The sequence below is a fragment of the Herbaspirillum lusitanum P6-12 genome (genome assembly GCF_000256565.1).
Lineage (GTDB): Bacteria > Pseudomonadota > Gammaproteobacteria > Burkholderiales > Burkholderiaceae_D > Herbaspirillum > Herbaspirillum lusitanum.
Map to the genome: position 1 here is coordinate 1 of NZ_AJHH01000218.1, position 6,413 is coordinate 6,413.

Sequence of the window (6,413 nt, forward strand, 5' to 3'; positions counted from 1 at the left end):
ACCGGGGCTGACGGCAACGTCGCGCTGGCGGCCGAGCAGCTCGGCATTCCGCGCAAGACGCTGTACGACAAGATCAAGAAATACGACCTGGCGAACGCACGCGGCGCCTGAGCTGTTGCATGCCCCACGCGCGATGTCCATGCCGCAATGCGGAGCGTTATCCTTTGTTTTTGGGAGGGGCTGGGTTAGACTCTTGTTCCAGGGAAATAAGGGCGCGATTCCAAGCTGCGACTACGACTACAACTACGGCTCCGGCATCGGCCCATCACTATCGGGGAATACCATGAAGCGTTTCATTGCCATTTCGCTGGCTGCCTGCATCGCCTTTATCCTGTGCGCCTGCGAACGCACCGAATTCGAAAAGAAATCCGAACGCGACGCCGACGCTCGCCGCGCCATCAACACCAAGCCGAAGTCGCAATGACGTCGCTGTCGTTGCCGGGCTGAGGCCGCACCGTTCAATAGCGCTGCGGCCAGTTTTTCGGGGTCTTGTAGGCATGGCTGACGACGATGCGCGTGGCAGCGATCAATCCGCTCAGCCCCAGCACCAGTTGCGTCAGCGTATCGCCGGGCAGGGCCCACACTGTCGATGATGGCGCCGCCACGCCGGTTGCAGCGCTGATGACCGGCGCCACCCATTCCGCCTCTTCCGTCACGTCCAGCAGGATGTCGCCTTCGGACGTCGTGTGCAGGTACACCTCGCCGCCCAGTTCCATACAGAAGCAGATGCCGTAACCCTTGGTGTTGTCCTTCTTTACCGCCTGCTGCAGATCCCGGTTGTAACTATCGATCCACGCTTCCACATCGTAGGTGGTGGTGAGCACGATCCATGGACGGGTCGGCTGCACTTCGGGAGAGTCTTGATCGGGGTCTTGCATCGGCTGGACGTCGTCGCTGGCTTGGGAAAGCAGCATTATCGCTTTATTTCGAGATGCGTAGCCGTAAAAAGGCGTTTGCGATCCGCGGTTCCTGACGAGCTTGTCAGCCAAGGCGCGGGGCTTGCTGGCATGATGGAGTGCAATTTTTTGAAGGCAGACATGAACTCGAAAAAAATATTCCGCCATCTCCGTCGCCCCATGCAGGTATTGATGTGCATCCTGACGGCGTGCTCCCTGTTGTCCTGGTCGGGCCTTGCCTCTGCCCAGCAAAAGATCAGCTTCCCTTCGGCCGAATACGCCAACAAGTTCGAGATGGCAAAGCGGGTGGGCAAACCGATCGAGATTTTCGGTTACCTGATGCTGCCGCCGAATCCGCCGGCCGGCAAGATTCCTGTGGTCGTGATTGCGCACGGCAGCGCCGGCGTGCAATCCAAGGACACCGGGTTCTGGGCGCCGTATTTCAACAAGCTCGGCTTCGCCGCCTTCGTGGTCGATTCGTTTACCCCGCGCGGTGTTGAGAGCACGGTGGAGGACCAGAACCTGGTCAGCAATGCCGCCGACACCGCCGACGCTTTTTTCGCGCTGAAATTCCTTGCCGCCGATCCACGCTTTGACGCCGACCGCATCGGCATCATCGGCTTCAGCCGGGGTGGCATCGCCGCCAATGAAACCGCGGTCAAATCCTTCCGCGACAACGTGCTGCGCGAGAATAAGAACCTGCAATTCGCCTTCCACATTCCCGCCTATCCCGGCTGCCAGAATTCGCGCTTCCGCAAAAACGGCAGCTACGACAAAACAGGCGCGCCGATGCTGTTCCTGATGGGCAGCAAGGACGACTACACGCCGGCGAAGTTTTGCCTCGACCAGATCAAGGGCATGCAGGAAGAATATCCGGGTGTCATCGACTATCGCGTCTACGACGGCGCGCACCACAGCTTCGATGGCAATCAGGGCGTGCATTACCTCAGGCTCGGCACTTCCACGCGCAACTGCCCGATGACCGAAACCGACATCGCCGGCTGGAGCCGCCACCTGGTCGGCAGCAGCGACAAGCTGTCGCTGGCGGACGAAAAAAAGATGTACAAGGATTGCCAGAGCGTGGGCGTCACCGTCGGCTCGTTCGACAACCGCTACCGCGATCTGGCGAGCAAGGACGTCGAAGACTTCCTGCGCAAGATCGGGCAGATCAAATGACGCGTGACGAGGGAAATCAGCCTTTGCGCTGCAGTTGATACACCACCGTATCGAGCCGGCTGACGCCGCGCTCGCTGAACTTCGGCTCCTTGTCGAGGATGTCGCGGCGGTCGATCACGAGCGCTTCCGAATGCGCTGCGAAGATCGCCTGCACCTCTGCATCGCCGACCGAGAACGGCGGGCCGTCCATCTGTTCCTGCGGATAGTCGAGCGTAATCAGGATGCCGCGATAGTGCGCGGATAACTGGCCGTAGACGTGCCGGGCATAGCGTGCACGCATGTCGGCGGGCAGCGCCACCAGCGCGGCGCGGTCATAGACCCCGACGCACGCCGACAGCAGCGCCGCATCCAGCTTGAAGATATCTCCGCAAATGATCTCGACGTCGCCGGCCGTATAGTGGCGACCGTAAGCGGATTCGCGGATTTGAGGTTGCAGCCGGTTTTCATCGAAGAACTGCTCGACTGCCAGCTGCGACAATTCCACGCCCAGCACGCGATGTCCCTGCGACGCCAGCCACACCATGTCGAGCGACTTGCCCGCCAGCGGCACCAGCACCTGGCTGCCTTGCGGCAGCGCCAGCGCCGGCCAGTATTTTTGCAGCAGCGGGGTCACGCGGGTTTGATGAAAATGCGTGCGCCCGTCGCGCCAGCGCTCCAGCCAGAATTCTGCTTCCATGAATTTGTCCCGTGAATTTGTTTGACGCATATTGTAGCCGTCCATGGCACATGCCACATGCGAGGGGTTGCCTTCATGCAAGAGGGGCATATGCTACGATGCTTGCTAATTATCCATAGAGGCAGAAACAATGGCGCAGTACGGTTCCACCCATCGCGGCAAGCATTTCATCGTGATCGACAGTATCCAGCCCGGCAAGAAGGGCGTGTTTTGCAGCATCAAGGTTGACGGTGAAGAAGAATACCCGAACATCAAGGGTTCGCCCTTCGACACGGTCCATGCCGCCCAGATGGCCGGCGCGGCATTCGCACGCGCGCTGATAGACTCCGAACTCGACCTCGACTCCTACGAACACAAGGGCTACTTCATCCGCGCCAGCGGCAGCGAACAACGCGACGGCACTTGGGTCGGCGCCTATCAATTGCATCGCAACGACAACCCGGTGCCATTCCGCCGCGCCAACGTCACTCCGTTCCGCGGCAACACGCGCAAGGAAGCGGAAGACAATGCAGTGGCGATGGCGCGCGAGGCAATTGACGAGGATGTGGCGGCGGGGAAGTTGTAGGCAGCCGCAGAATCAGAAGCCCGCGCAAGAGAAGTGATTTGCAAAACATCCCGCCTGCTGGCGGGATGTTTGTTTTGGCGGGGGAAAAATCCGGATGCGCCGCGTTCATGCAATGCATTCGTTTCCGGCCCGGCAAAAGAAAAAGGACCTGAATCTTTCGATTCAAGTCCTTTGTATTCTTTGGTGGGGCGTGAGTGACTCGAACACTCGACCTACGGATTAAGAGTCCGCTGCTCTACCAACTGAGCTAACGCCCCCCCGATGAAGAGGCGTGATTATAACCCGATTATTTTCAAACTTGGAAGCCCCTTTTTGAAAAAATCCAAAAAATATCAATATCTCTCTGAAAATCCCTACCAGCGCTGCAATCCTGCCGCATACCTGCCGGCTTCATGACGCGGGCGGGCGCTCAGAAATTGCTCTTGATCCCGTTCACCCACGATTTCGCCGGCAGCTTGGTGGCGGCCTTGATTTCTTCCGCGCGCTCGTACAGCGCCGGGAAGTCGAATTCCACCGCGTTCCTGAATCCGATCGCTACGACGTTGCCGTCATGGACTTCGGGCAGCGAGATGACCTGGTCGAAAGCGTAGCGCATCGCCTTGAGGTTCTTGGCGTAGCTGGGATGGTCGCCGAACAGGTTGACCGTCATGACGCCATCCTCGCTGAGGCTGTCGCGGCAGGCCTTGTAAAACTCCGGCGTGTCGAGCATCGGGCCGCGTGCGGTGGCGTCGTACAGGTCGACTTGCAGCGCATCGATGGTGCCGTGGCGCTGCTCGTCGTGGATGAAATCGTTGGCGTCCATTTCCAGCAGCGACAGGCGATCGTCTTCCGGCGGCAGCTTGAACATGCTGTGGCAAATCGCGATCACCGACGGGTTCAGTTCGACCGCCGTGACGTTCGCCTTGGGAAACTGGCGGTAGCTGAACTTGGTCAGCGCCGCCGTGCCGAGACCGAGTTGAACGATATGTTGCGGCGCCTGGTTGAACAACATCCAGCTCATCATCTGTTGCGCGTATTCAAGCTCGATCCAGTCGGGCTTGCGGATGCGCATGGCGCCTTGCACCCATTCGGTGCCGAAATGCAGGTAGCGCACGCCATCCTGCTCCGACAACGTGACCGGCGCAAAGCGCGGCTTGCGCGGTGCGGTGACTTTCGACCTGGGCTTGGCCTTGGAGTTGGCCTTGTCCTTGTCCGGACCGGGACCGGCTTTGGTGTTGGCTTGCGCCTCGATGGATTTGCGTTTGATCAGCATGATGTTGCCCGAATTCGAATTGCCGAATGATACCTTGCCGGAAGGACCGGCATGCAGAACGGAGCGGCTCGCGGGGCAGGAACCGTTTTGCCGCCTGCGTTTGACGCCTGGCGTGCAGGTTCAGCTACACTTGCGTCCATGCTCAAGAAAATACTCTTCATCCTCCGGCTCGCCATTGTCTTTGGGGGCATCGTGCTGTTCGGCCGGGCGGTGCAATATCTGATTCTGAACGGCGGCTTCAACGGCTCGTTCTACGATATTCTTTTCTTCCGGTCATAGATCGTCATCTGGCCCGTTCCTGGCACGCTCATTGCCTGCTGTTGACGTTCTCGTCTCTGCTCAACATTTACTCGTTTAAAAAGGATCCACAGCAATGAGTCATATTCACTTCATCGGTGGTGAAAAAGGCGGCGTCGGAAAATCGCTGGTTTCCCGGGTGCTGGCGCAATACTTCATCGACTGGAATATTCCTTTCCGCGGTTTCGACACCGACAAGTCGCACGGCGCGCTGCTGCGTTTTTACGGAGATTTTTCCGCACCGATCGTGCTGGACCAGCATGACGCCCTGGATCCGCTTATTGAATACGCACTCGAAGATCCGCAAGGCCGCATCCTGGTCGACCTTGCAGCCCAGACGCAACAGTCGCTGACAACATGGATCGAAGACTCCGGCGTGCTGGATTTTGCGGCCGAGCACAACATGACGCTGACCTGGTGGCACGTCATGGATACCGGACGCGACTCGGTCGACCTGCTGCGCAAATGGCTCGATCAGTTCGGCGGGCGACTCAAGCTGGTGCTGGTGCTCAACGAAGTCCGCGGCGATCGTTTCGACATTCTGGATGCATCAGGCGAGCGCGAGCGCGCAGAACAACTGGGCGCAAGCGTGATCCGCCTGCGCCGCCTGCCGGACACCACCATGCAAAAGATCGATCAGCAAAGCGCCAGTTTCTGGGCTGCGCTGAACCACCCCGATCGCGCCACTGCCGGCCTGGGCCTGCTGGAACGGCAGCGCGTGAAGGTGTGGCTGAACCGTGCTTACGGCGACATCGGCAAACTCGCGCCGTAGAGCAAGGCTTGCCGGCAGGAGGCGATACGCCGGTATCGTCTCCGCAGGTCATTCGTTTACATCCGAAGGTTGAGCCACTGCGCCAGTTTTTTCGCATAAGCCATCGTATGCGCCGGGCTGCTCGACGGCAGCAGCACGATGCGGTATTGCGCCGCACGCTCTCCCAATACTTTCAATCCGAGTTTCGCGGCGGTGCCGCCATTGAAACCTATCGTCGTCAACTGCGGCAATTCGTCGAGCAGGCCGGCCAGGTCGTTGCCGGCATGGTCTGCAATGTTGCTGTCGAGACTGCCTGTGCGGCGCGCTTCGGCGATCACGTCCCACAATCCAACGCCATGCTTCAGCAAGGCCAGCAGGCGCTGGTCGTATTCCATCGCGCGCAAATTTTCACCGACCACTTCCGATATCAACTCCCAAAATTTGTTTTGCGGATGAGCGTAATACTGGCTATGCGCCAGTGAAGCGTCGCCCGGCAGGCTACCGAGGATCAGCACGCGGGTGTTGGCGTTGGTGACGTGGGGGAAACTGCGTTTGCGGGTCATGAATCAGGAGGGCGGGTTGAAATCAAAGTTGAAATTTTTTCAGGCCCGGCCATCAGACGCGGCCGGGGGAATAAGGCTACACTATTTGGCGAAGGTTCCACTCTCGCCATCCAAGGCTCTTCACGACCACACACAAGGATAAAACACATGGGACAACCAGTCATTATCGTTACCGGCGGCAGTCGCGGCATCGGTGCCGCAGTTGCACAATCGGCGGCCGCGCGCGGCTATATCGAT

10 protein-coding genes and 1 tRNA gene are annotated in these 6,413 nt (G+C 59.2%); 6 read left to right on the forward strand and 5 right to left on the reverse strand.

Features of this window, described 5'->3' with window-relative positions:
• Nucleotides 1-111, forward strand: a 111-nt coding sequence (locus tag HLUSI_RS31405) for a helix-turn-helix domain-containing protein (RefSeq protein WP_157137776.1), incomplete at its 5' end; no start/stop codon positions are given.
• A gap of 82 nt (nucleotides 112-193) precedes the next feature.
• On the forward strand, nucleotides 194-424 hold the full coding sequence (locus HLUSI_RS32470; RefSeq protein WP_157137777.1) for a hypothetical protein: 231 nt from the start codon (nucleotides 194-196) through the stop codon (nucleotides 422-424).
• A 34-nt stretch (nucleotides 425-458) separates the two neighbouring features.
• Here HLUSI_RS32470 and HLUSI_RS0107230 read toward each other — a convergent pair whose 3' ends face one another.
• The gene (locus HLUSI_RS0107230; protein ID WP_016833344.1) at nucleotides 459-914 is read right to left on the reverse strand and encodes a hypothetical protein; all 456 of its coding nucleotides are present in this window, start codon (nucleotides 912-914) and stop codon (nucleotides 459-461) included.
• A 123-nt stretch (nucleotides 915-1,037) separates the two neighbouring features.
• Between HLUSI_RS0107230 and HLUSI_RS0107235 the strand changes: the two genes are divergently transcribed.
• Nucleotides 1,038-2,072 (forward strand): dienelactone hydrolase family protein, encoded by a 1,035-nt coding sequence (locus HLUSI_RS0107235; protein ID WP_157137778.1) that lies wholly within the window; start codon nucleotides 1,038-1,040, stop codon nucleotides 2,070-2,072.
• A gap of 16 nt (nucleotides 2,073-2,088) precedes the next feature.
• On the opposite strand, the gene HLUSI_RS0107240 is transcribed toward HLUSI_RS0107235, so the two are convergent.
• A complete protein-coding gene (locus tag HLUSI_RS0107240) occupies nucleotides 2,089-2,748 on the reverse strand; it encodes a thiopurine S-methyltransferase (protein WP_029363241.1) in 660 nt (219 codons plus the stop codon).
• Between the two features lie 130 nt (nucleotides 2,749-2,878).
• Between HLUSI_RS0107240 and HLUSI_RS0107245 the strand changes: the two genes are divergently transcribed.
• A complete protein-coding gene (locus HLUSI_RS0107245; RefSeq protein ID WP_016833347.1) occupies nucleotides 2,879-3,313 on the forward strand; it encodes a DUF6566 family protein in 435 nt (144 codons plus the stop codon).
• Nucleotides 3,314-3,494: 181 nt separating this feature from the next.
• Here the strand turns inward: HLUSI_RS0107245 and HLUSI_RS0107250 are convergent.
• Together HLUSI_RS0107250 and HLUSI_RS0107255 are read right to left on the reverse strand one after the other, a co-directional pair.
• Nucleotides 3,495-3,570 (reverse strand) — tRNA-Lys (locus HLUSI_RS0107250).
• A 152-nt stretch (nucleotides 3,571-3,722) separates the two neighbouring features.
• Nucleotides 3,723-4,565, reverse strand: a complete 843-nt coding sequence (locus HLUSI_RS0107255; protein WP_016833348.1) for a spermine/spermidine synthase domain-containing protein — start codon at nucleotides 4,563-4,565, stop codon at nucleotides 3,723-3,725.
• Nucleotides 4,566-4,616: 51 nt separating this feature from the next.
• Here HLUSI_RS0107255 and HLUSI_RS27425 point away from each other — a divergent pair, with 51 nt between their 5' ends.
• Complete coding sequence (locus tag HLUSI_RS27425; RefSeq protein WP_016833349.1) at nucleotides 4,617-4,844, forward strand: hypothetical protein; 228 nt, start codon at nucleotides 4,617-4,619, stop codon at nucleotides 4,842-4,844.
• 94 nt (nucleotides 4,845-4,938) lie between these two features.
• Nucleotides 4,939-5,634, forward strand: a complete 696-nt coding sequence (locus HLUSI_RS0107265; RefSeq protein WP_016833350.1) for a P-loop NTPase family protein — start codon at nucleotides 4,939-4,941, stop codon at nucleotides 5,632-5,634.
• A gap of 56 nt (nucleotides 5,635-5,690) precedes the next feature.
• Here the strand turns inward: HLUSI_RS0107265 and HLUSI_RS0107270 are convergent, their stop codons facing one another.
• Nucleotides 5,691-6,176: a DNA-deoxyinosine glycosylase gene (locus HLUSI_RS0107270; RefSeq protein ID WP_016833351.1), complete on the reverse strand. Its 486-nt coding sequence runs from the start codon at nucleotides 6,174-6,176 to the stop codon at nucleotides 5,691-5,693.
• Between the last annotated feature and the right edge of the window lie 237 nt (nucleotides 6,177-6,413).